The organism is Streptomyces sp. NPDC056169, from assembly GCF_042268445.1.
In the GTDB taxonomy this organism is placed as follows: Bacteria; Actinomycetota; Actinomycetes; order Streptomycetales; family Streptomycetaceae; genus Streptomyces.
Genome location: NZ_JBHJUO010000010.1, coordinates 46943 through 67533, shown reverse-complemented (window position 1 = coordinate 67533; position 20591 = coordinate 46943). Strand labels below are relative to the sequence as shown.

18 protein-coding genes and 1 pseudogene are annotated in these 20591 nt (G+C 74.3%); 10 read left to right on the top strand and 9 right to left on the bottom strand.

Annotated elements, in window-relative coordinates; translation table 11 throughout:
- Positions 1-74: 74 nt before the first annotated feature.
- Complete coding sequence (locus ACFC0G_RS17630) at positions 75-527, bottom strand: GNAT family N-acetyltransferase (RefSeq protein WP_376404052.1); 453 nt, start codon at positions 525-527, stop codon at positions 75-77.
- Positions 528-681: 154 nt separating this feature from the next.
- Here ACFC0G_RS17630 and ACFC0G_RS17625 point away from each other — a divergent pair, with 154 nt between their 5' ends.
- The gene (locus tag ACFC0G_RS17625; protein ID WP_376404050.1) at positions 682-1464 is read left to right on the top strand and encodes a hypothetical protein; all 783 of its coding nucleotides are present in this window, start codon (positions 682-684) and stop codon (positions 1462-1464) included.
- 137 nt (positions 1465-1601) lie between these two features.
- Here ACFC0G_RS17625 and ACFC0G_RS17620 read toward each other — a convergent pair whose 3' ends face one another.
- Positions 1602-2978 (bottom strand): NAD(P)/FAD-dependent oxidoreductase, encoded by a 1377-nt coding sequence (locus ACFC0G_RS17620; protein WP_376404049.1) that lies wholly within the window; start codon positions 2976-2978, stop codon positions 1602-1604.
- 58 nt (positions 2979-3036) lie between these two features.
- On the opposite strand from ACFC0G_RS17620, the gene ACFC0G_RS17615 reads away from it, so the two are divergent.
- Complete coding sequence (locus ACFC0G_RS17615) at positions 3037-4617, top strand: aspartate:alanine exchanger family transporter (RefSeq protein WP_376404047.1); 1581 nt, start codon at positions 3037-3039, stop codon at positions 4615-4617.
- A 70-nt stretch (positions 4618-4687) separates the two neighbouring features.
- Here ACFC0G_RS17615 and ACFC0G_RS17610 read toward each other — a convergent pair whose 3' ends face one another.
- From ACFC0G_RS17610 to ACFC0G_RS17600, 3 genes are all read right to left on the bottom strand, one after another.
- A complete protein-coding gene (locus ACFC0G_RS17610) occupies positions 4688-5872 on the bottom strand; it encodes a hypothetical protein (protein WP_376404045.1) in 1185 nt (394 codons plus the stop codon).
- 182 nt (positions 5873-6054) lie between these two features.
- On the bottom strand, positions 6055-6636 hold the full coding sequence (locus ACFC0G_RS17605) for a dienelactone hydrolase family protein (RefSeq protein ID WP_376404043.1): 582 nt from the start codon (positions 6634-6636) through the stop codon (positions 6055-6057).
- A 112-nt stretch (positions 6637-6748) separates the two neighbouring features.
- Complete coding sequence (locus ACFC0G_RS17600) at positions 6749-7171, bottom strand: hypothetical protein (RefSeq protein WP_376404041.1); 423 nt, start codon at positions 7169-7171, stop codon at positions 6749-6751.
- Positions 7172-7362: 191 nt separating this feature from the next.
- Here ACFC0G_RS17600 and ACFC0G_RS17595 point away from each other — a divergent pair, with 191 nt between their 5' ends.
- From ACFC0G_RS17595 to ACFC0G_RS17580, 4 genes are all read left to right on the top strand, one after another.
- Positions 7363-8571, top strand: coding sequence for an RNA ligase (locus ACFC0G_RS17595; RefSeq protein ID WP_376404039.1), 1209 nt, complete (start codon positions 7363-7365; stop codon positions 8569-8571).
- 2 nt (positions 8572-8573) lie between these two features.
- Entirely contained in the window at positions 8574-9494 is a 921-nt protein-coding gene (locus ACFC0G_RS17590; RefSeq protein WP_376404037.1) for an AAA family ATPase, read from the top strand.
- Between the two features lie 132 nt (positions 9495-9626).
- Positions 9627-10349: a ribonuclease H gene (locus tag ACFC0G_RS17585; protein ID WP_376404035.1), complete on the top strand. Its 723-nt coding sequence runs from the start codon at positions 9627-9629 to the stop codon at positions 10347-10349.
- Between the two features lie 286 nt (positions 10350-10635).
- Entirely contained in the window at positions 10636-11319 is a 684-nt protein-coding gene (locus ACFC0G_RS17580) for a GNAT family N-acetyltransferase (RefSeq protein ID WP_376404033.1), read from the top strand.
- 190 nt (positions 11320-11509) lie between these two features.
- On the opposite strand, the gene ACFC0G_RS17575 is transcribed toward ACFC0G_RS17580, so the two are convergent.
- Complete coding sequence (locus ACFC0G_RS17575; RefSeq protein WP_376404031.1) at positions 11510-11941, bottom strand: cupin domain-containing protein; 432 nt, start codon at positions 11939-11941, stop codon at positions 11510-11512.
- A 111-nt stretch (positions 11942-12052) separates the two neighbouring features.
- Here ACFC0G_RS17575 and ACFC0G_RS17570 point away from each other — a divergent pair, with 111 nt between their 5' ends.
- Positions 12053-13099 (top strand): enoyl-CoA hydratase/isomerase family protein, encoded by a 1047-nt coding sequence (locus ACFC0G_RS17570; protein ID WP_376404524.1) that lies wholly within the window; start codon positions 12053-12055, stop codon positions 13097-13099.
- 53 nt (positions 13100-13152) lie between these two features.
- Positions 13153-13569, top strand: coding sequence for a DUF4345 domain-containing protein (locus tag ACFC0G_RS17565; protein ID WP_376404029.1), 417 nt, complete (start codon positions 13153-13155; stop codon positions 13567-13569).
- A 15-nt stretch (positions 13570-13584) separates the two neighbouring features.
- Here the strand turns inward: ACFC0G_RS17565 and ACFC0G_RS17560 are convergent, their stop codons facing one another.
- Positions 13585-14253: a 1-acyl-sn-glycerol-3-phosphate acyltransferase gene (locus tag ACFC0G_RS17560; protein WP_376404027.1), complete on the bottom strand. Its 669-nt coding sequence runs from the start codon at positions 14251-14253 to the stop codon at positions 13585-13587.
- Between the two features lie 221 nt (positions 14254-14474).
- Here ACFC0G_RS17560 and ACFC0G_RS17555 point away from each other — a divergent pair, with 221 nt between their 5' ends.
- Positions 14475-14921 (top strand): hypothetical protein, encoded by a 447-nt coding sequence (locus ACFC0G_RS17555; RefSeq protein ID WP_376404025.1) that lies wholly within the window; start codon positions 14475-14477, stop codon positions 14919-14921.
- A 145-nt stretch (positions 14922-15066) separates the two neighbouring features.
- The gene (gene secD / locus ACFC0G_RS17550) at positions 15067-17388 is read left to right on the top strand and encodes a protein translocase subunit SecD (protein ID WP_376404023.1); all 2322 of its coding nucleotides are present in this window, start codon (positions 15067-15069) and stop codon (positions 17386-17388) included.
- Positions 17389-17522: 134 nt separating this feature from the next.
- Here secD and mgt read toward each other — a convergent pair.
- Both mgt and ACFC0G_RS17540 read right to left on the bottom strand, forming a co-directional pair.
- A pseudogene (mgt, locus tag ACFC0G_RS17545) lies at positions 17523-18730 on the bottom strand (macrolide-inactivating glycosyltransferase).
- A 166-nt stretch (positions 18731-18896) separates the two neighbouring features.
- A complete protein-coding gene (locus tag ACFC0G_RS17540) occupies positions 18897-20552 on the bottom strand; it encodes an acyl-CoA dehydrogenase family protein (RefSeq protein ID WP_376404021.1) in 1656 nt (551 codons plus the stop codon).
- Positions 20553-20591 lie beyond the last annotated feature (39 nt).

The window sequence follows — 20591 nt, the reverse complement described above, 5'->3', positions numbered from 1 at the left end:
GGGCCGCGAAGGTTCCCATACCCGCGACGCAATGATCTGACGATTCGTCAGATAGCGGTCGGGGAGCGGGGACTTCAGGCCAGCCGGAGCGCCACGAACGGCACCGTGTCGCCCGGCAGGACGTACCGCTCCACCTCCACGAAGCCGCGCGCCAGGGCGAACCGCAGCCCCTCCTCGTTCGAGGCGAGGACCACCGTCTCGACCCCCTCGTCGCTCAGCGTCCGCGCGTGCGCGAGCCCCCGCTCGTACAGCGCCGTCCCGAACCCCCGCCCCCGGAAGGCGGGCAGGGTCCGCGCGATGACGGTCGCGGCCGTCGTCTCCTCGTCCGGCGGCCGGACCGTCGAACAGCCCACCACGACGTCCCCGAGGTACGCGACGTCCAGCCGGTTCCGGCCCGCCCGCTCCCGTACCTCGTCGAGGGAGAGGACGGCCGTGGGGATGATCGTGTTGTGGACGGCCCGCCAGTCCCCGAGCTGGGCCTCGCTCCCCGCCCGTTCGATGCGAAGACCGTCATGAAGATCGTTCATTCGGGCAGGAAACCGCGCCCGGCTCGACCGGTCAACCGTTTTCTCCTCGGGGCGGGGGGGTACTCCGTACGGGTGGGGGCGCGGGCCCGGCGACAGCCCCGACCGCCGAACGGGTACGGATCGCTGCATTGCCCCCGGCCAGGAGGATGCCCCCATGCCCGTCCGCAAGGGCGCCCCCGCGCTGCTGAGCGCCGCCACACTGTGCGCGGCCCTGCTGTTCACGGGCTGCGCGCCCGCCGCCCCGCCCGCCCCCGCGCCGTCCACTCCCAAGCCCCCGGCGGCAGCGCCCGCACCCACCGCCGGTGACGCCCGCCCCGACCGCGCGCCCGGGACCCCCGCACGCGCGCCCGGGATCCCCGGCCTCGGCCCGGACACCCTGGCCCGGATCCCCGACGGCACCTCGCAGGCCTTCGTGGTCAGCGGGGCCACCGTGGACAGCAGCACGGCGACGGCCGTGCTCTACGAGCGGAACGCGGCGGGCCGGTGGACCGAGGCCGCCGGTCCGTGGCCCGCCCACAACGGGCTCGCCGGGTGGACCGCCGACCACGACGCGGGGGACCTGCGCACCCCGATCGGCGTGTTCCGGCTCGGCGACGCGGGCGGGCGGCTTCCCGACCCGGGTGCCCGCCTCCCGTACGACCAGGACGAGGAGTTCGCCATCAGCGGCACCGGCTTCTCCGGCGAGTCCCTCGAAGGCTCCTTCGACCACGTCATCGCCATCGACTACAACCGCGTGCCCGGCCGCACCCCCCTCGACAAGGAGCGTCCGCTCGGCGCCGAGAAGGGGGGCGGCGTCTGGGTCCACGTCGACCACGGCGGCCCCACCCAGGCGTGCATCGCCCTGGAGCGCGGCCCGCTCCGCGACCTCCTGGTCGCCCTCGACCCGGCCCGCGAACCCGTCGTCGTCATGGGCCCGGCCCCCGACCTCGCGCGCTGAGGGCGACCTCGGGCGCGCGAGGCGAGGGCCGGCCGGTCCGAGGGCAGGCCGGGCCGAGGGCAGGCCGGGCCGGCGTGTCGGCCGGGCGGGCGCGTCAGCCGGGCAGGGAGGCCCGGAGTGTCAGCCGGTCGGGCGCGTCAGCCGGCCCCGACCGCCCCGCCGCGGAACGAGGCCGTGTGGAGCCGTACCTGCTCCGGCGTCAGATAGACGTCCGCGTACTCGAAGTCCCGCAGCGTCCCCGCCTTCGACGCGAGGAACCCGGTCCGTACGAAGTCGTCCCCGGCGGCGGCGTTGAGGAGCCAGTTCGTCATGACCCGGGTCTTGGCCACGTTCGTCCGCAGCGCGGACCAGTGATAGGCACGGGCCACGGCCTGCGCCGGCATCCCGTGCAGCTCCACGCCGAGCGGCTTCGACACCCCGTCCATCCCGCCGAGGTCGACCACGAGCCCCAGGTCCTTGTGGACGTACGGGTGGGTCTTCTCGCCGCGCAGCGTCGCCACCACGTTGTCGGCGAGCGCCTTGCCCTGCCGCATCGCGTGCTGCGCGGTCGGCGGGCAGACCGCCCCCTCCTCGCCCTTGGCGAGATCGGGCACCGCCGCCGCGTCGCCGAGCCCCCACACCCCGTCGAGGCCCGGTACGGCCATGTCGGGGGAGACGACGAGCCGCCCCCGGAGGGTGTCCACGCCCAGCGTGCCGATCAGCGGGCTCGCCGCCACCCCGGCCGTCCAGATCAGCGTCCGGCTGGGCAGGACGCGCCCGTCCGTGAGGGTCACCGCCTCCTCGTCGACCGAGGCCACCGACACGCCGAGCGACACCTCGATGCCCCGGCGGGTCAGGATGTCCATCGCGGCGCCGCCCAGCTTGTCGCCCAGCTCGGGCATGAGCTTCGGCGCGATGTCCACCAGATGCCACTTGATCAGCCGCGGATCGATCCGCGGATACCGCTTGACCGCGTTGTGGGTGAGGAGCTGGAGACAGGCCGCCGTCTCCGTCCCCGCGTAGCCGCCGCCGACCACCACGAACCGCAGCCGCGCGGCCCGCTCGGCCTCGTCGTTGCTCGCGTCCGCGAGGTCCAGCTGGGCGATGACGTGGTCCCGGATGTACACCGCCTCCGCGAGCGTCTTCATGCCGCGCGCGTGCTCGGCGAGGCCCGGGATGTCGAAGCTGCGGGTCACGCTGCCGGGCGCGAGGACGAGATGGTCGTACGGCTCCGTCACGTACTCGCCGGAGATCGTCCGCACCACGCAGACCTTCGCCGCCGTGTCCACGCCGACCGCCCCGCCCGGGACGATCCGTGTCCGGTGCCGCTCGCTGCGCCGCAACGACAGCGCGACCGACTGCGGGGTGAGCACACCCGAAGCCACCTGGGGGAGCAGCGGCAGGTACAGCTGGTACGAGAACGGCGACAGGAGCGTGATCAGCGCCTCCCGGTCCGTGAGCCGCCGTTCGAGCCGCCGCACGCAGGCCACTCCGGCGAATCCGGCGCCCACCACGAGAATCCTCGGTCGAGTCACGCTGTCCGCCCTTTCGTATGAGCGTGCAAAATGCCCTCGGATATGACTGGGTAATCCCATGTGGCAATTTTTCGCTGACTATCCGTGGTTCACCCTTTTTATCGTCATTGCGGCTGGATCGCTCTTCGGCATGGTCCGCTTCGGTCCGGTCAAGCTGGGTGCCGCGGGTGTCCTCTTCGTCGGACTTCTGCTCGGCGCGCTCGACCCCGACATCGGCCCGGCCGTCCCCGCCGGCCTCTCCGTCCTCGGCCTCGCGCTGTACGTGTACACCGTCGGTCTCGAAGCGGGACCGGCCTTCTTCCGCGAACTCCGGCCCCAGCTGGCCGTGATGCTCGGCGCCGTCGCCGCGCTCGTCGTCACCGCCCTCGCCGTCGGCTTCCTCGGCAGCACCGTCTTCGGCATCGACGGTCCCTACCTGGCGGGCGGGTACGCGGGCATCGGCACCACCACCCCCGGCCTCGCCGCCGCCCAGGCCGCCTCCGACGACCCGGCCCAGGCCGCCACCGGATACGCCATCGGCTACCCCCTCGCCGTCGTCCTCACGATCCTCTTCGTCGCGGCGATCGCCGCCGTCCGGAGCTGGTCCGCCCGCCGCGACCCCGGTGCCGGACTCCCCAGGGAGCTCGTCACCCGCACCGTCGACGTGACCCGCCCCGTCCGCTGGGCCGACGTCCCCGGTGCCGCCGAAGGGCTGCTCCTCGCCAGCGTCCACCGGCCCGCGGAGGGCACGCCCCGGGTCGCCCGCGACCTCGACGCCCTCGCCCCCGGCGACCAGGTCGTCCTCGTCGGCGGCCCCGAGGCGGTCGCCGCCGGCGTCGCCGCGCTCGGCGTCCAGGCCCCCGCCCACCTCCTCGACCGGCGCGACGTCGTCGACTACCGCCGGATCCTCCTCACCAACCCCGACCTCGCCGCCCGCACCGTCGCCGAACTCGGCCTCGGCGACCGGTACGGGGCCAAGGCCACCCGCGTCCGCCGCGGCGACCAGGATCTCCTCGCCCACGACGACCTGCTGCTCCAGCTCGACGACCGGGTCCGCGTCGTCATGCCCCGCGAACGCACCGCGGAGGTGACGGGCTTCCTCGGCGACACCGAGGCGAAGGTCAGCGAGGTCAGCGCCGTCAGCATGGGCCTCGGACTCGCCGCCGGCTTCCTCATCGGCATCCCGAAACTCACGATCGGCTCCACCGTGCTGTCCCTCGGCACGGCCGCCGGGCCCCTCGTCATGGCCATGGTCCTCGGCAGGCTGCGGCGGACCGGCCCCCTGGTGTGGGTGCTGCCGACCCGCGCCAACCTGACGCTCCGGCAGATCGGCCTGCTGATCTTCCTCGCCTGCGTCGGCCTCACCTCCGGCTACGCCTTCCGCCGCGAGGCCTTCTCCCTCTTCGGCCTGAAGCTCCTCACCGTGCTGCTCGTCAGCGCGGTGCTGAGTTACGCCCTCATGGTCCTCGTCGCCCGGCTGCTCGGCCAGAGCCGGCCCCGCACGATGGGGCTCCTCGCCGGCTACGTCGGCAACCCCGCCATCACCGCGTACGCCAACAGCAGGGTCTCCGACAGCCGGGTCAACACCGGCTACGCGACGCTCTTCGCCCTCGCCATCCTCGTCAAGATCATCTGCATCCAGCTGATCGTGGGGCTCTGACCCGCGCCGGGACCCGCGCCGGGACCCGCGCCGGGACCCGCGCCGGGACCGGCTCCGGGCGCCGGGACGGTCAGAGGACGACGATCCCCAGCGGCCGCGAGCCCGCGGGGAGACGCCGGGTGTCACCCGAGTCGAGGTCGACGACGGTCAGCCCGTCCCAGTAACCGTCCCGGGTGAACCCGCCGGTCACATAGGCCGTGCGCCCGTCCCGGGACACGGCCACGCTCTCGTGCGGCCCCTCCAGCGGATAGACCCGCTCGGCCCCGCCGGGCGTCCGCACGGTGAGCGAGGGCCCCTCGTCCACGTCCGGGTCGATCGGCCCCGTGCCGACCGTCAGGAGCGTCCCGTCGGCGGTCACGGTGGCACCGTGCTGGTGCGTGTTCGCCGTCATCGGCTCGATCGTCGTCCGGCCCGTCCGGGGATCGACGACGGCGAGTCGCTCGCCCTCGAAGGGCAGCAGCAGCCTGCCGTCGGAGGGCCGCACGGCCGCGTAGTGCGGCTTGAGCCAGGAGCCCAGCCCGCCCTCCGTCCCGTACGGGGCGACCTCCACGCGCCGCGGACTCAGCGAGCCCGCCGCGACGACCGTGACGTCGAAGGAGTCGTGGTTCGTCACGTACACCTCGGCGCCGTCCCGCGACACGTCCACGTCGAAGGGGCGCCGCCCCACCGGCACCGTGTCCGTGAACCGCAGGGTCGCCGTGTCGAGGACCTCCAGCGTCCCGTTCCCACCGGGCACGTTGACCCCGACGTACACCCGCCGGCCGTCCGGCGCGAGCGCGATGCCCATGCCGCCGCCCCGGTACTCGCCCGTGGTCGCGGGCCCGCTGTCCGTCCGGTACGGGACGAGGGCAAGCCGCTCCCGGTGGACCGTGTCCACGACCGCCACCCCCTCGGCCGTCGCCACCCAGGCCCGCCCGTCGGCACCGAGGACGACGCCGTACGGCGCCGTGCCGACCTTCACGGAGCCCGTGGCACCGCGCTCGGGGTCCACGAAGGTGACGGTGTCGGAGCCGAAGTCGGTCACGAGCAGCGTGCCCGGGGCGGCCTTGGCGGAGCCGTCGGGAAGGGCCGAGGCGCCGGACGGAGTCGGTGTGCCGGTGACGGCCGGACCGGCGGAGGGCGAAGCGCTCGCTGCCGCACCCGTGGCGCTCGCGGCCCCGCCAGACCCCTGGCCGCAGCCCGCGAGCAGGGCGACGGCCACCGCGCCGGGCACGAGGACCCGGGCGGAACGGGACGCACGGCGGAACTTCGTCATGTCGGACTCCTCGGTACGGGACGCACGCGGACGGCACCGCCCGGAAGCGGTCTCCGCGCCTGCCCCGATCCTCCGCCCGCACCGGGCCCGGTACGGTCCGCCGCCCGGCCCCGGGCCGACGGCCGGACGGTCGACCCCGAGGTCGACCGATCGGCTGACCCGATCCCGATCCCGACCCCGCCTTACGCGGTGAGACCGCCCAGGAACCCGAGGACCCGCTCGACACAGAGGCCGGTCGCCTCCGGTACGTACGACTCCGCACCGCGCTCCGCGAACAGGTGCGCGCTTCCGGGGTACAGGAACAGCTCGCGGTCCCCGGCGTCCGCGACCAGCTCGCGCGCCGCCTCCAGGTCCCCGTCCCCGACGAAGAACGGGTCCGCGTCCATCGCGTGCACCTGCACGGGGACGCCGTCCGGCCAGGCCGGGCCGAACGCGCTCACCGGCACACAGGCGCTGAACAGCAGCGCGCCGCGAGCGCCCGGCCGGGTCTGCGCCAGCTTCTGTGCGGGCAGCACGCCGAGCGAGAACCCGGCGTACACCAGTCCCGCCGGAAGACCCTCGGCCGCCTTCTCGCCGCGCTCCGTGAGGGCGTCGAACCCGACCTCCTGGGCGTACGCGGCCCCGGCCTCCAGGTCGTCGAACGTGCGCCCTTCGTACAGGTCGGGCACGTGCACCGTGTGCCCGGCCCGTCGGAGCTCGCCGGCGAACGCGGCGACCCCCTCCGTCAGCCCGAGCACGTGGTGGAAGAGCAGAACCTCAGCCATGTCGTCATCCCCTGATCGCGGTACGAGGCCCGTCCGATCGCGGCACGGGACTGTTGGGAGACAGAGTGACGCACGGCACTGACAACGCCCCGATGACAGGGGCGGACACTCCCTAGCGCATCGGCCGGTGCGGAACGACGGCGCCGCTCGCCTGCACCATGGCGGCACCCTGAGCCATCGCGGCGCCCTGACCCATCGGACTGCCCGGCCCCATCGGACCGCCCTGGCCCATGGGACCGTTCTGCCCCATCGGGCCGCCCTGGCCCATAGGACCGCCCTGGCCCATCGGACCGTTCTGACCCATCGGGCCGCCCTGGCCCATCGCACCCGGGTGCCCGGCGACGGCCATCTGCGCCCCGACACCGGCGTGCGCGACGCCACCCTGCGGACCCGGAACGCCCTGCGGCGGCAGCTGGATCACCCGGCTGAGGTCCCGCAGCACCTCCTCGGCGACCTGTCGGACGTCGGCCGGAACATCCCCTCGCTCCCGTATGAGCTCGGCGTAGATCGGTGCCGTGCCGTCCGCGTGGTTCATGGGGCTCGCTTCCTTCGACTGCGCCGGTTCCGTCACCGGCGGGGCGACGGCGAGTCTACGGGGCACCACCGACACGCCCGGGCTCGGGGAGCCGCCCGCCCTGCCCGATCCCGGCCCCCGCCGGGGATATTCGCTGTCCTTCGAGCCCGCCCGCCCCGAGAATGGATCATCGGACCAATGGGAGGGACCCCATGAGCCAGGAGACCCTGACTCTGCACGACCTGATGGCGCCCGAGGAGCTCGACGAAGCCCTCGCGGCCGGGCACATCGCCCGCAAGAGCCACCCTGAACTGCCGCTGTCGATCTACACGTACACCCGCGCGTGCCAGTACGAACAGCGCTGGAACCGGGCCACCACCCGCTGCCGCGGTCTCGTTGCCGACGACACCACCGGGCGGATCGTCGCGCTGCCCCTCCCCAAGTTCTTCAACCTCTCCGAGCACGCCTCGGGCCGCCCCTACGCGCCGCCGCTGCCCGACGAGTCCTTCGAGGTGTACGACAAGGTCGACGGCAGCCTCGCCGTCGTCTTCCACTACGCCGGCCGCTGGCGCGCCGCCTCCAAGGGCTCCTTCACCAGCACCCAGGCCACCTGGGCGCAGCGCCGCCTGGACGCCGCCGACACCACGGGCCTGACGCCCGGTGTGACGTACCTCGCCGAGATCCTCTACCCGCAGAACCGCATCGTCGTGAACTACGGCGACCGGCGCGACCTCGTCCTGCTCGCCGCCTTCGGCCCGGACGGCACCGAGACGCCCCTGGCGGAGGCCGCAGGCCCCTGGGGCCCCATCGGGTCCGTCGTCCGCGTCTGGCCCGCCATGACCGTCGCCGAGCTCGTCGCCCTGACCGAGTCCAACACGCTCCCGGGCGGCGCCGCCGCCACCGGCACCGACGCCGAGGGCTTCGTGCTCCGCTTCGCCTCCGGCGTGCGCGCCAAGGCCAAGCTCGCCGAGTACGTACGCCTCCACAAGGTGCTCACCGGCGTCACCGAGCGGGACATCTGGCGCGGCCACGGCATCCAGCGCTTCGCCGCCGTGCCCGCGGACCGGCTGGCCAAGGGCATCGGCTGCGCCGTCGCCGAGGTCGAGGCCTCCGGCGGCAAGCCGCTCGACGCCCTCCTGGAGCAGGTCCCCGACGAGTTCGACGCGTGGGTACGCGAGGTGATCGCCGGCCTCGAAGCGGCCGCCGCCCGCCGCGAGCAGGCCCTCGACGAGGCGTACGCGCGCCTCGCCCACCTCGCGGGCGACCGCGCCGCCTTCGCCCGCGCCGCCGCCGACGAGCCCGACCGGGCCCTGCGCGCCCTGCTCTTCCTGCGCCTCGACGGGCGCCCCACCGACCTCCTCGTCTGGCGCCAGCTGCGCCCCGAGGCCTCCGACCCCTTCACGCACGACGAGGAGAACTGACCGTGCCTGTCGTCCACGTCATGACCGGCCTCCCGGCCTCCGGGAAGACGACGGCCGCCCGCGCCCTCCAGGCCGCCGCCGAGGGGCGCGTACGCCGCGTCAACCTCGACGACCTCCGGACCATGCTCGACGTGCCCGCCCCCGAGCAGGGCCGTTCGCACGCCCATGAGCGGACCGTCCTCGACATCCAGGACGCCGCCGTCCGGGCCGCCGTCGACGACGGGTTCGACGTCGTCGTCGACAACACCCACCTGACCCCGCACATCCCCAAGAGGCTCAAGGCCGCCGTCGTCGGCAGGCCCGTGACCTTCGTCGTCCACGACTTCACCGACGTGCCCGCCGACGAGTGCGTCCGCCGGGACGCGGCCCGCGAGCGGCCCGTCGGCGAGGAGATCATCCGCATTCTCGCCGACAAGCACGCCAAGGCCACGCGCGGCGGCTGGCGCCTCACGGCGGAGTGGCTCGGCGGCGGGTCCGATCCGGGTACGCCGTACGTCCCCGACCCGGCCCTCCCGTCGGCCGTCATGTGCGACATCGACGGCACCCTCGCGCTGCGCGGCGACCGCGGCCCGTTCGATTTCAAGCGCTGCGACCTTGATCTGCTCAACGTTTCCGTACGCGACGCCCTGCGTGCCTTCCGGAAGGCGGAGAGCGACCGGATCGTCCTGCTGTCGGGCCGCAGCGAGGACGACCGGGTGATGACCGAGGAGTGGCTCGCGCGCCACGGCGTGCCCTACGACGAGCTGTGGATGCGGGCCTCCGGCGACGGCCGTGGCGACGACCTCGTGAAGGCGGAGCTGTTCGACGCCCACGTACGCCACCGCTACGCCGTCCGCGTCTCCCTGGACGACCGTGACCGCGTCGTCGCCCTGTGGCGCCGCATGGGCCTGCCCACCTGGCAGGTCAACTACGGCAACTTCTGACCGGCGGCGCCGACCGGCAACTTCCGACCGGCGGCGTTGAGCGGCAGCTCTGACCGGCTCGTCCTGACCGGCAGCTCCTGACCGCGGCGGGGGTGGGGCCGCCCACCCCCGCCGCCGTGTCAGGATCGTGGGATGGTGAAGAAGATCATCGCGGCGTGCGACGGCGCGTCCAAGGGAAACCCCGGCCCCGCGGCCTGGGCATGGGTCATCGGCCGAGCCGACGGATCGGTCGACCGCTGGGAGGCCGGCCCCCTCGGCAGAGCGACGAACAACGTCGCCGAACTCACGGCCCTGGAGAGACTGCTCGAAACCCTCGACCCGGCCGTGCCCGCCGAGGTCCGCATGGACTCGCAGTACGCCATGAAGGCCGTCACGACCTGGCTCCCCGGCTGGCGGCGCAAGGGCTGGAAGACGGCAGCGGGCACCCCCGTCGCCAACAAGGACCTCGTCGTCCGCATCGACGCCCTGCTCACCGGCCGGGACGTCGATTTCGTCTACGTCCCGGCGCACCAGGTCGACGGAGACCCCCTGAACGACGCTGCCGACCGCGCGGCCAGCCACAGCGCCCGCACGCAGGAGCCCCTCGGCTCCGACGCCGGCACCCCGCTGCCGCCGCCCGAACCCGCGACACGCGCCTCCGCGCCCCGTACGCGCTCCTCCGCGCCCTCCGGGTCGTCCCGGCCGACCGGATCGTCCCCGGCCCGATCCGCCTCGTCCTCCGCCGGCGGGAGTCGCCCGAACGGCGGCACGCTGAAGGCCCGATTCTCCGGCCGCTGCCGCTGCGGCAAGGCGTACGACAAGGGCGAGATCATCGCGAAGAACGCCGACGGCTGGGGCCATCCCACCTGCGTCTGAGCGGGATCGGCGTCCGGCTGGCGGGAGGCTCCGTCCGTCCTGTGAGACCGGCGAACCCGGGTGTCCGAGAGGCTTCACCCACGCGTGTATCCGGGTTCGTTCCGGGTTCTGTTCTCCGAGCGTTTGTGGCTGCATACTGTCCTCCTCGCACCGGTGACGAACCGTTTTACCTGCTCGTTTGTCGCTCTCTTGACGTGATCGGCACCCAGCGAGAACCTCCCTCCTGCTGCCGCCGCGGCCCACCCGCGGCGGGAGCTTTCCCTGCCCGTGAAAGACCCGAGGTTCCGTGCCAGTACCTGTTCTCCTGACCGGGCGCACCGTGCGCCTGGAGCCGCTGGCGATGCGGCACGCCGAAGCCCTCGCCCGGGCCGGCGGGGCGGACCGATCGGCCTACGCCTTCACTCCCGTACCCGACGGCCTGGAATCGGCCCTCGACTACATCGCCCGCGCCCTCGCGGATCAGGCGGCGGGCCGGTGCCTGCCCCTCGCCGTGGTCAGTACCGCCGACGAACGCGTCATCGGCTCGACCCGCTTCCTCGAACTCGACTACTGGCGGGGCCCTCTGATCTGGCCCCCCGTTCCCGGCCTGCCCCATGGCGATCCCCTGACCGCCATCCCGGACGCGGCCGAGATCGGGAACACCTGGATCGCCGGCGACGCCCGGGGTACCGGCATCAATACCGAGGCCAAGTACCTGATGCTGCGGCACGCCTTCGAAACCTGGGGCGTCCGCCGCATCACGATGCGTGCCGACGCCCGCAACACCCGCTCCCGGATCGCGATCGAACGGCTCGGCGCCACCTGTGAAGGTGTCCGCAGGGCCCACTCCCGCGGCCTCGACGGCGCGGTCCGCGACACGGCCTTCTACTCGGTCCTCGACGAGGAGTGGCCCACGGTCCGCGACATCGTCGAGCTCCGCATGGCGACCCCCCGCCAGGTGCGCGTCCCCCAGGACCTGCTCCCGGCCTGATTCCGCCCGGTCTCCGGAAGGACCCGCTCCGACGGGCGCTCGCGCCCTCACCGGAGCGGTGGTTCCATGGAAGGGACGGGAAGGACTCGCCATCGAGGACGCGGGGTAGCGGTCGATCGATGACCGTGCACCGTGCAATCAGGATCCGCGAGAAGCGGATGAGTCCTTCCCGCCCTCATTCCAGGCGTGCTCAGCCCGCCCCGACGGGCAGCGGCCCCAGCCGCGACTCCAGCCAGACCGGCAGGTCCAGGAGGCGTACCCCCTCCTGCTCGTCCGGGTCGGTCCGCGCGACCCGGCACACCATGTCCTGGTCGCCGCTGTTCACCGGCAGGTGCGGGGTGTCCGCCGGGATGTGGAGGTAGTCGCCCGCCGCGAGCACGACGTGCTCGGCCAGCCCCGGCCCGTGCCAGACCTCGACCTGCCCGGACTCGATGTAGATGGCCGATTCATGCCCCTCGTGCAGATGCGGCCGGCCCCGCGTCCCCGCCGCCATCACCAGCCGGTGCAGACACAGCCGCTCCGCCCCCGTCGACTGCGCGCTGACGCCGGCACCGAACACACCCCCCTGGGCACCCTCGTACGATCCGGTCCGGACCACCGTGCACTGTCTCTGATCTGCCATGCCCGCAGTAGAACAGCCCGCCCCCGGTGTTCGATCAGATCGAGCCGAACCCCGCGCGGGACCGGTACGGTGACCGGGAAACGAGCAGCCGAGGGAAAGGGCCGAGTGATCGTGCCGACCGGAACGCCCGACGTACTCCTCCGGACGGAGGGCCGGGCCGGGTTCATCACCCTGAACCGCCCCCGCGCCATCAACGCGCTCACCCACACCATGGTCCTCGCCGTCGACCGGGCCCTCACCGCCTGGGAACACGACCCGGCCGTCACCACCGTCGTCATCGAAGGCGCGGGGGAGAGGGGCCTCTGCGCGGGCGGCGACATCCGCGCCATCCACGACGACGCCCGCGCGGGCGGCACGGCCTCCGAGGCCTTCTGGCGGGACGAGTACCGGCTCAACGCCCGCATCGCCCGCTACCCGAAGCCGTATGTCGCCTTCATGGACGGCATCGTCATGGGCGGCGGCGTGGGCGTCTCCGCGCACGGCTCTGTCCGGGTCGTCACCGAGCGCTCGCGCGTGGCCATGCCGGAGACCGGCATCGGCTTCGTCCCGGACGTCGGCGGTACGTACCTCCTCGGCCGCGCCCCCGGCGAACTCGGCACCCACCTCGCCCTCACCGGCGGCCACGTCGGCGCCGCAGACGCGCTCCTCGCCGGCCTCGCCGACCACGTCGTGCCCTCGACCGAACTCCCCGCCCTGGCCCGGGACCTGACCCGCCTGCCCGCCGACGAGGCCGTGTCGCGGCACACGGTGACGCCCCCGCCGGGCGTCCTGGCCGAACAGCGGGAGTGGATCGACGCCTGCTACCGAGCCGAGACCGTCGAGGCGATCGTCGAGCGGCTCTTCGACACCGGCGTCCCGGCCGCCAAGGAGGCGGCCACCACCCTCCTCGCGAAGTCCCCGACCGCGCTCAAGGCCACCTTGGCCACGCTCCGCCGCTCCCGCGCGCTCACGACCCTCGAAGAGGTCCTGGACCTGGAGTTCCGTGTCTCCTGCGCGGCGCTGACCACCCCCGACCTCGTCGAGGGCATCCGCGCCCAGGTCGTCGACAAGGACCGCGACCCCCACTGGACCCCGCCGACCCTCCCCGAGGTCACGGACGCGGACCTGGTGCGCTTCTTCGCACCCCCGCCCGGCGGCGACCTCGGCCTGCACCCGTAGGCTGAAGATCACGCGTCCGTCGAACGGACGCCTTCCGAACGGGGGTTGGGAACATGACCAAGGCCAAGGTGCTGCGAGGGCTCGTCCTGGTGATGGGCTACGCCTGCGTGGCGATCGGGATCCTCCACGTCCTCCTCGGCAACGCCTCGGTCCCGGGCGCCGAGTCGGCCGGCCCGACCATGGACAACCTGGGCCGCTTCCTCGGCGCGACCTTCGCCGGGTACGGCCTCGCCTGGCTGTGGGCGGCCCGGCAGCGGCCGATCCCCGCCACGATCGTCCGCTGGCTCACCGCCGTGTTCCTGCTGGGCGCTCTCGGACGCGTTCTCTCGCTCGTCACGGAGGGCCGGCCCCACGGGTTCCAACTGGTGCTCGCCGCGGTCGAATTCGTCCTCTCCCCGCTGCTGTTCTGGCTGGCGGACGCGGAGGAGAAGGCGAGCCCGGCGCCGCGCGCCCAGGCCGAGACCGCCTGACGCACGGCGCACGCGTCAGTCCCGGCGCAGGGCGGCCGGCTCGCCCAGCGCCCCGGCCGCCGTCCGCCAGGCCTCGGTGACGGCGCCGTGGGCCAGGGCGGTCGCCGCGGCCACGTCCTCCGGCAGCCGGAGCGGCGCACCGATGTGGACGTGCAGGCCGGGCCTGCGCACGGGCGCCGTGAGGACCCCGGCGAGCTGCTTCGTCCGCCCGCCGGAGGTGATCCGGCGGGCACCGGCCTGTCCGATCGGGACGACCGGCGCCCCCGCCGCCCGCGCCAGCCGCGCGAGCCCGGTCCGGAACAGCTCCGGCGGGTTCTCCGCGGCGTCCCTGCGGGGCGGGATGCGGCCCTCCGCGTACAGCATCACGTGCCGACCCGAGGCGAGCGCGACCGCCGCGTGGTCCAAGGCGGCGGCGGCCCGCGCCGAGTTCCGGTGGACGGGCACGTGACCCTCGCGGGCCAGCGCCCGGCCGAGCAACGGGACCCGCCACAGACCCGCGGCGGCCAGCAGGACGGGCTCGACGGCCAGCTGCCCGCGCAGCGCGGCGAGCACGAGCGCCGGGTCGGCCAGCGACGTGTGGTTGACGACGAGGATGCTGCCGGGTTCGAGACGCGCCCCGGGGTCGGTGGTGACGGTGAGCCGCCCGAAGAACGGGACGAGGTTGGCTGCGATACGGCTGAGCACGGGCGGGCCCCCTGGATCCGAGGACGAAGCGGTGACACGACCATCGTCCCGGGGCTCCGCGGCGCGGACATGAGCACGCGTACTCATCCGTCGTGCGCACGGGTACCCCCGTGGCCGGAGCCGGTGGCCGGAGCGTCTCCCGCCCGGTCTACGCTGAGGCGCGAAGGAACTCAGGACACCGGGACGGCGTTTCAGGGAGAACGGGAAGAGGGGGGACACCAGTGGCACGCGCCGCGCGACAGCTCACGGCCCTCCTGCCCGCGATCCTCTGCGCGCTGTGGTCCCTGCTCCTGATCCCCGCGCCGAGCGCCCAGGCAGCGCCCGCCCCTCTGACCGCCACCTCCCCGGCCGCCACCGGCCCGGCGCCCGCCGTCGCGGCACCGCCCGCCGGCGCCGCGCACGCCACCGCACACGCCGGATCCGGGCGCCTCACCACGTCGCCGGAGCCGCCCCACCTCGCGTCCGACGCCGTCGCCGAACTCCCGGCCGCCGTCGAGCACTCCGTACGGTTCCCGGCTCCGCCCGCCGCGCCCGCCGCCGCGGCGGTCGACCTCTCCGTACCCGCCCGTGGCGTCCTCGCAGGCGACCCCTGCTGTGAGCGTGCGCCGCCCGGCGACCGCCACGAGCCGCGCGACCCCCGCGCTCCTCCCACTCCCCGGCACAGCTGACGTTCTCCCGCGCCCGCCGTCCGGGCCATCGGCATGTCCCGGACCGGTCCGTCATCGGCGCGCATCCGACCGTTCGTCCGGCACGGACGGCAGGGCCCCGCCATGTGCGGAGGCCCGCCGCCGTGCGCCGCCCGTGGAGTCACCCATGTCACCCCTGTCCTCCCGTGCCGTCCTCTGGCGCGCGCTCCTCGCGCTCGCCGTCGTCGCGCTCTCCGTCTGGATCACCCTCACCACCCCGCCCCGTCTCGGACTCGACCTCCGGGGCGGGACCCGCATCGTCCTGGAGACCCAGGACACGCCCACCGTCCGCGCCGACGCCGCGGCCACCGACCGCGCCCTCGAAGTGCTCCGCAAGCGCGTCGACGGACTCGGCGTCGCCGAGCCCTCGCTCGCCCGCTCAGGAGAGCGGCGCATCGTCGTCGAGCTCCCCGGCCTCCGCGACCCGCGCCAGGCCGCCGAGGTCATCGGCCGCACGGCGCAGCTCACCTTCCACGCCGTCACCGGCGCCGCCGAAGGACCGGCCGGTCCCGCGTCCGGCGACGGGACGCGCGTCCTCGCCGACCCGGACGCGCCGGGCCGCTTCCTCGCCCTGGCGGCACCCGCGCTCACCGGCGACGGCGTCGATGAGGCCGCGGCCACGCTCGACACCGTGAACGCCCGCGGCTGGACCGTCGACCTGTCCTTCCGCGACCGGGCCGCGGCCACCTGGGCGCGGCTCACCGGCGACGCCGCCTGCGCGGCACCCGGCGACCCGGCCCGCAGGGTCGCGATCGTGCTCGACGACCGGATCGTCTCCGCACCCGGCATGCAGTCCGGCGTGCCGTGCGGGGCGGGCATCGGCGGCGGCTCCGCGCAGATCACCGGCGGATTCTCCGGGCAGGAGGCGCGCGACCTCGCGGCGCTCGTCCAGGGCGGCGCGCTGCCCGTCCCGGTGACGACCGTCGAACAGAGCACCGTGGGCCCGACGCTCGGCGCCGAAGCGATCCGGGCCAGCGCCCTCGCCGCCGTCATCGGCCTGGCCTGCACCGGCGTCTTCGTCATCGTCGTCTACCGGCTCCTCGGCCTCCTCGCCACCGTCGCCCTCCTGCTGTACGGGCTGATCTCGTACGCCGCCGTCGTCGCCCTCGGCGCCACGCTCACGCTCCCCGGACTCGCGGGCTTCGTCCTGGCCGTCGGCATCGCCGTGGACGCCAACGTCCTCGTCTTCGAACGGGCCAGGGAGGAGTACGCGGCCCTGGGCCGCCCCGCCGCGCGCGATCCGCGCCGTCCGGTGGCGACGGCCTTCGGCAAGGCGTGGAGCGCGGTCGCGGACTCCAACGTCACCACGCTCCTCGCGGCCGGCCTCCTCTTCGTCTTCGCCTCCGGCCCCGTCAAGGGCTTCGGCGTGACCCTCGCGATCGGCGTCGTCGCCTCCATGCTCACCGCGATGGTCATCACCCGGCTGCAGGCCGAGTGGGCACTGCGCCTGCCCGCCGTCCGAAAGCGGCCCGGGGTGACCGGCATCGCCGGCCTCGGCCGGCTGCGGAAGCGGCTGAACCGCCGTGTGCCCCGGCTGATGGCCCGTCGCCGGCGCTGGCTCACCGGCTGCGCCGCCCTCCTGATGGTGGCCCTGGCCGGGATCGGTGTCCGGGGCGTGGAGCTCGGCGTCGAGTTCACCGGCGGCCGGGTCGTCCAGTACACGGCCGAACGCCCCGTGGACGCCGACACGGCGCGCGCGGCGGTCGTCGCCGCGGGCTTCTCCGACGCCGTCGTGCAGACCACAGGAGACAACGACGTCTCGGTCCGCACCCGCGAGACCGGCGACGGCGAGCAGCGGGAGATCCGCGAGGCGCTCACCCGGGTCGCGGGACCGGTGGCCGTGGAGCGCGACGACCTGATCGGCCCGAGCCTCGGCGGGGAGCTGCGCACCCACGCCCTCATCGCCCTCGGGCTGGCGGTGGCGGCACAACTCCTCTACCTGACCGTGCGGTTCCGCTGGACGTACGCGACGGCGACGGTCGCGGCGATGACCCAGGACGTGCTGCTGGTCGTCGGCCTGTTCGCCTGGCTGGGCAAGCCGGTCGACAGCGTGTTCCTGGCCGCGCTCCTGACCGTCGTCGGCTACTCCGTCAACGACTCCGTGGTCGTCCTCGACCGGCTGCGCGAACTGCGGCGCAGGGGCGGTGGCGTCCCGCTCGCCGACCTCGCCGACAGGGCCGTCGCCCAGACCCTTCCGCGCACGGTCAACACCGGGATGGGGGCGCTCTTCGTCCTGGTGGCGCTCGCCGTCCTGGGCGGGGACTCACTCACCGACTTCTCCGTCGCCGTCCTCGCCGGAGTGGTGTTCGGCATGGCGTCCACCGTCTTCACCGCGATGCCGCTGGCCGTCACCCTGGAGTCCCGCCACCCGGCCCCCGCGCCCCCGACACGGACAGCACCGCGTGCGCGGGCGGGCGCCGGCCGGGACCGCTCGGGCGCGGTGGTCTGACGACGGAGGCGGGTGCCCGTTCCCGGAGGAGGAACGGGCACCCGCCCGTGCGGCGGCCCGAGAAGACGACGATCCGGCCGCCGTGCGGGGTGAGGAGGAGTGGCACACGGGGTCAGGAGTCGTGGCGCACGGGGTCAGGACGCGCGCCGCACGGCCATTTCGAGCTCGGCCTCGATCAGGTCGGCCGCGCGACGCGTGCCTCCCTCCCTTGCCATGGCCTCCTGGATCCCGGCGGCCCGGCGCGCCACCTCGGGGTCGCCGACGAGACCGAGCACGGCCTCGCGGAGCCGCTCCGGGGTGACCTCCTCCATCGGCAGGTGCCGGGCGACCCCCAGGGCCTGGAGCATGTCGGCGTTCCCGAACTGGTCGACGGCCTGGGGGACGGCGACCATCGGCGTGGCGGTGGCCAGCCCCTCCTGGCTGCCGCCCGCCCCCGCGTGCGTGACGAAGACGTCGGCCTCCCGCAGGATCGCCAACTGGGGCACCCAGGAGTGCACTTCGACGTTGTCCGGCAGCTCGCCGAGCTCGGCCGCGTCGACGAACCGGCCGATCTGCAGGACGACGTGCCAGTCCGGCAGCGCGCGGAACGCCTCCGCGCACGCCCGGTAGAACTCCGGCCGCTTGGTGAAGGAGGACCCCAGCGAGACCAGGACCACCTTCTCCGCGCCCGCCGCCACTCGCCCTGCCCGGCCCGCGCTCCCCGGCAGGCGCCGACGAAGGTGTAGACGGACTCGTCGACCCGGTCGGCGTGCGGCTGGAGCGCCCGGGGAATGAGCACGAGCGCACGCCGCGGCGGCGCGATCAGCCGGTCCGGGTGGACGTCGACCCCGTGCTCGGCCAGCCACGCCTCGAACCGCGTGTAGTAGGCCTCGCCGCGCGGCGAGGCCTTGAGCTCGGCGGACCTCGGCGCGGCGACCTCCTCCTCGTACCCCTCCCACGGCACGAGGTTCGGCCACAGCGAGAGCGAGGGCACGCCCCACGTGTGGGCGAGGACGGGGGCCGGATAGGCCGTGATGTCGTGGAGGACCAGATCGGGCCGATCCTCCTCGAAGGCCTTCGCGAGCTGCGGTAACGCCTGCACGGCGTCGGTCAGGAACGGCTCGACGTGGTCGATCGGCGCGGTGCCCCAGGCGTCCGGGTCGTCGTCGGTCGGCAGCGTCGAGGCGTAGACGACGGGCGTGGCCCCGGTCTCCGCGACCTTCTCGGCGAAGGGGGCGGGGATGGCGTAACTGACGCGGTGGCCGCGCACGACGAGCTCGCGGATGACGTCCAGGCTCGGATTCACGTGCCCGTGGGCGGCGATGGAGAACATGGCGAGGTGGGCGGGGGGAGCGGTGGTCATGGCGGACACCCTAGATACGGCGATACGGGCCGATTGCCCCGCGAAGTGGCGTGCCGTTCCTCGGTGTACGCGCCCGGCGCCCGCCCTCGGGGGTGACTCGTACGAGAGGGCGGGCGCCGGGACTGCCGTTCGGTGGGCCACTCGGAAGCGGCGGACTGACGGGCGGCTACCGGGGCAGGCGGTCGAGCAGCGCCGCGAAGTCGGTGCCCGCCGGAAGGGTGCCGAAGGCGAGACCGCGGTCGCCGGCGAGCCGGGACGCGCAGAACGCGTCGGCGACGGCGGCCGGGGAGTGGCGGACCAGCAGCGAGCCCTGGAGGACGAGGGCGGCCCGCTCGATGAGCCGCCGGGCGCGCAGCGGCGCGTCCTCGGTGAGGACGAGCTCCGCGCGCAGCTCGCGCCACGCGGCGTCGAGCCGCCGGTCCGCTCCGAGGGCGGCCCCGATCTCCGCGCCGAACGCCTCCAGGGACTCCGGCTCACGGGCCAGCGCGCGCAGCATGTCGAGGGCGTTGACGTTGCCGGAGCCCTCCCAGATGCCGTTGAGCGGGGCGTCGCGGTAGAGGCGGGGCAGGCCGGACGCCTCGTCGTAGCCATTGCCGCCGAGACACTCCAGGGCTTCCGCGACCGCGGCCGGCTGCCGCTTGCAGACCCAGTACTTGCCGACCGCGGTGGCCAGCCGAAGGAACGCGCTCTCCCTGGCGTCGCCGCGCTGGGCGCGGTCCGCCGCCCCGGCCAGGCGCAGCGCGAGCGCGGTGGCGGCCTCCGACTCCAGGCCGAGGTCGGCCAGGACGTTCCGCATCAGCGGCTGCTCGACGAGCCGCGCGCCGAAGACGGACCGGTGGCGCGCGTGGTGCGCGGCCTGGGCGAGCGCGGCGCGGGTGCCGGACGCGGAGCCGAGCACACAGTCAAGCCGGGTCATGGTCACCATGTCGATGATGGTGCGCACCCCCTTGCCCTCGTCGCCGACGAGCCAGGCGACGGTGTCGTCGAACTCGGGCTCGCTGCTGGCGTTGGAGCGGTTGCCGAGCTTGTCCTTGAGCCGCTGGATGCGGAACGTGTTGCGGCTGCCGTCGGGCAGCACGCGCGGCACGAGGAAACAGGAGAGGCCGCCGGGAGCCTGGGCGAGGACGAGGAAGAGGTCGTTCATCGGGGCGCTGGTGAACCACTTGTGCCCCCGCAGCCGCCAGGTCCCGTCCGGCTGCTCCTCGGCGGTGGTGGTGTTGGCCCGGACGTCGGTGCCGCCCTGCTTCTCCGTCATGCCCATCCCGGCGAGCAGACCGCGCTTCCCGCCGGGGGCGCGCAGCCCCGGGTCGTACACCCGACTCGTCAGCAACGGCTCGTACACGGCGGCGAGTTCGGGGGAGCGGCGCAGTGCCGGGACGACCGCGTACGTCATGGAGACCGGGCAGCCGTGCCCGGCCTCGGTGCTGCTCCACACCATGAAGCCGGCGGCGCGCGCCACATGGGCGCCGGGCCGCGGGTCGGCCCAGGCGCTGCCCGCGAGCCCCTCGCTGATCGCCACGTCCATCAGGGCGTGGTACGACGGGTGGAAGTCGACCTCGTCGACGCGGTGGCCGTAGCGGTCGTGGGTGCGCAGCACCGGCTCGTACCGATTGGCCTCGTCGGCCCAGCGCTGTGTCTCCTCGCTGCCGGCCAGCCGGCCGACCCGGTGCAGGTCGTCGAGGTACCACTCCGCGCCCTCGCGGCGCACCCCCTCGATCAGCACCGGGTCGTCGGCGACATCGTGGCCCACGAGGGGCGGGGGCTGGTTGGTCACCTCGTGCGTCACGGCGCTCGGGGCGGTGCGGGGGACGGTGGCGGTCATCGGTCTCCTCCGGGTGACGAGGGGTGACGAGGGGTGACG

Bases quoted from the DNA above. Each gene is read 5' to 3' on its own strand.
- ACFC0G_RS17630 (WP_376404052.1), bottom strand. From the start codon at position 527: ATGAACGATCTTCATGACGGTCTTCGCATCGAACGGGCGGGGAGCGAG.
- ACFC0G_RS17625 (WP_376404050.1), top strand. From the start codon at position 682: ATGCCCGTCCGCAAGGGCGCCCCCGCGCTGCTGAGCGCCGCCACACTG.
- ACFC0G_RS17615 (WP_376404047.1), top strand. From the start codon at position 3,037: ATGTGGCAATTTTTCGCTGACTATCCGTGGTTCACCCTTTTTATCGTC.
- ACFC0G_RS17610 (WP_376404045.1), bottom strand. From the start codon at position 5,872: ATGACGAAGTTCCGCCGTGCGTCCCGTTCCGCCCGGGTCCTCGTGCCC.
- ACFC0G_RS17605 (WP_376404043.1), bottom strand. From the start codon at position 6,636: ATGGCTGAGGTTCTGCTCTTCCACCACGTGCTCGGGCTGACGGAGGGG.
- ACFC0G_RS17600 (WP_376404041.1), bottom strand. From the start codon at position 7,171: ATGAACCACGCGGACGGCACGGCACCGATCTACGCCGAGCTCATACGG.
- ACFC0G_RS17595 (WP_376404039.1), top strand. From the start codon at position 7,363: ATGAGCCAGGAGACCCTGACTCTGCACGACCTGATGGCGCCCGAGGAG.
- ACFC0G_RS17585 (WP_376404035.1), top strand. From the start codon at position 9,627: ATGGTGAAGAAGATCATCGCGGCGTGCGACGGCGCGTCCAAGGGAAAC.
- ACFC0G_RS17575 (WP_376404031.1), bottom strand. From the start codon at position 11,941: ATGGCAGATCAGAGACAGTGCACGGTGGTCCGGACCGGATCGTACGAG.
- ACFC0G_RS17565 (WP_376404029.1), top strand. From the start codon at position 13,153: ATGACCAAGGCCAAGGTGCTGCGAGGGCTCGTCCTGGTGATGGGCTAC.
- secD (WP_376404023.1), top strand. From the start codon at position 15,067: ATGTCACCCCTGTCCTCCCGTGCCGTCCTCTGGCGCGCGCTCCTCGCG.
- ACFC0G_RS17540 (WP_376404021.1), bottom strand. From the start codon at position 20,552: ATGACCGCCACCGTCCCCCGCACCGCCCCGAGCGCCGTGACGCACGAG.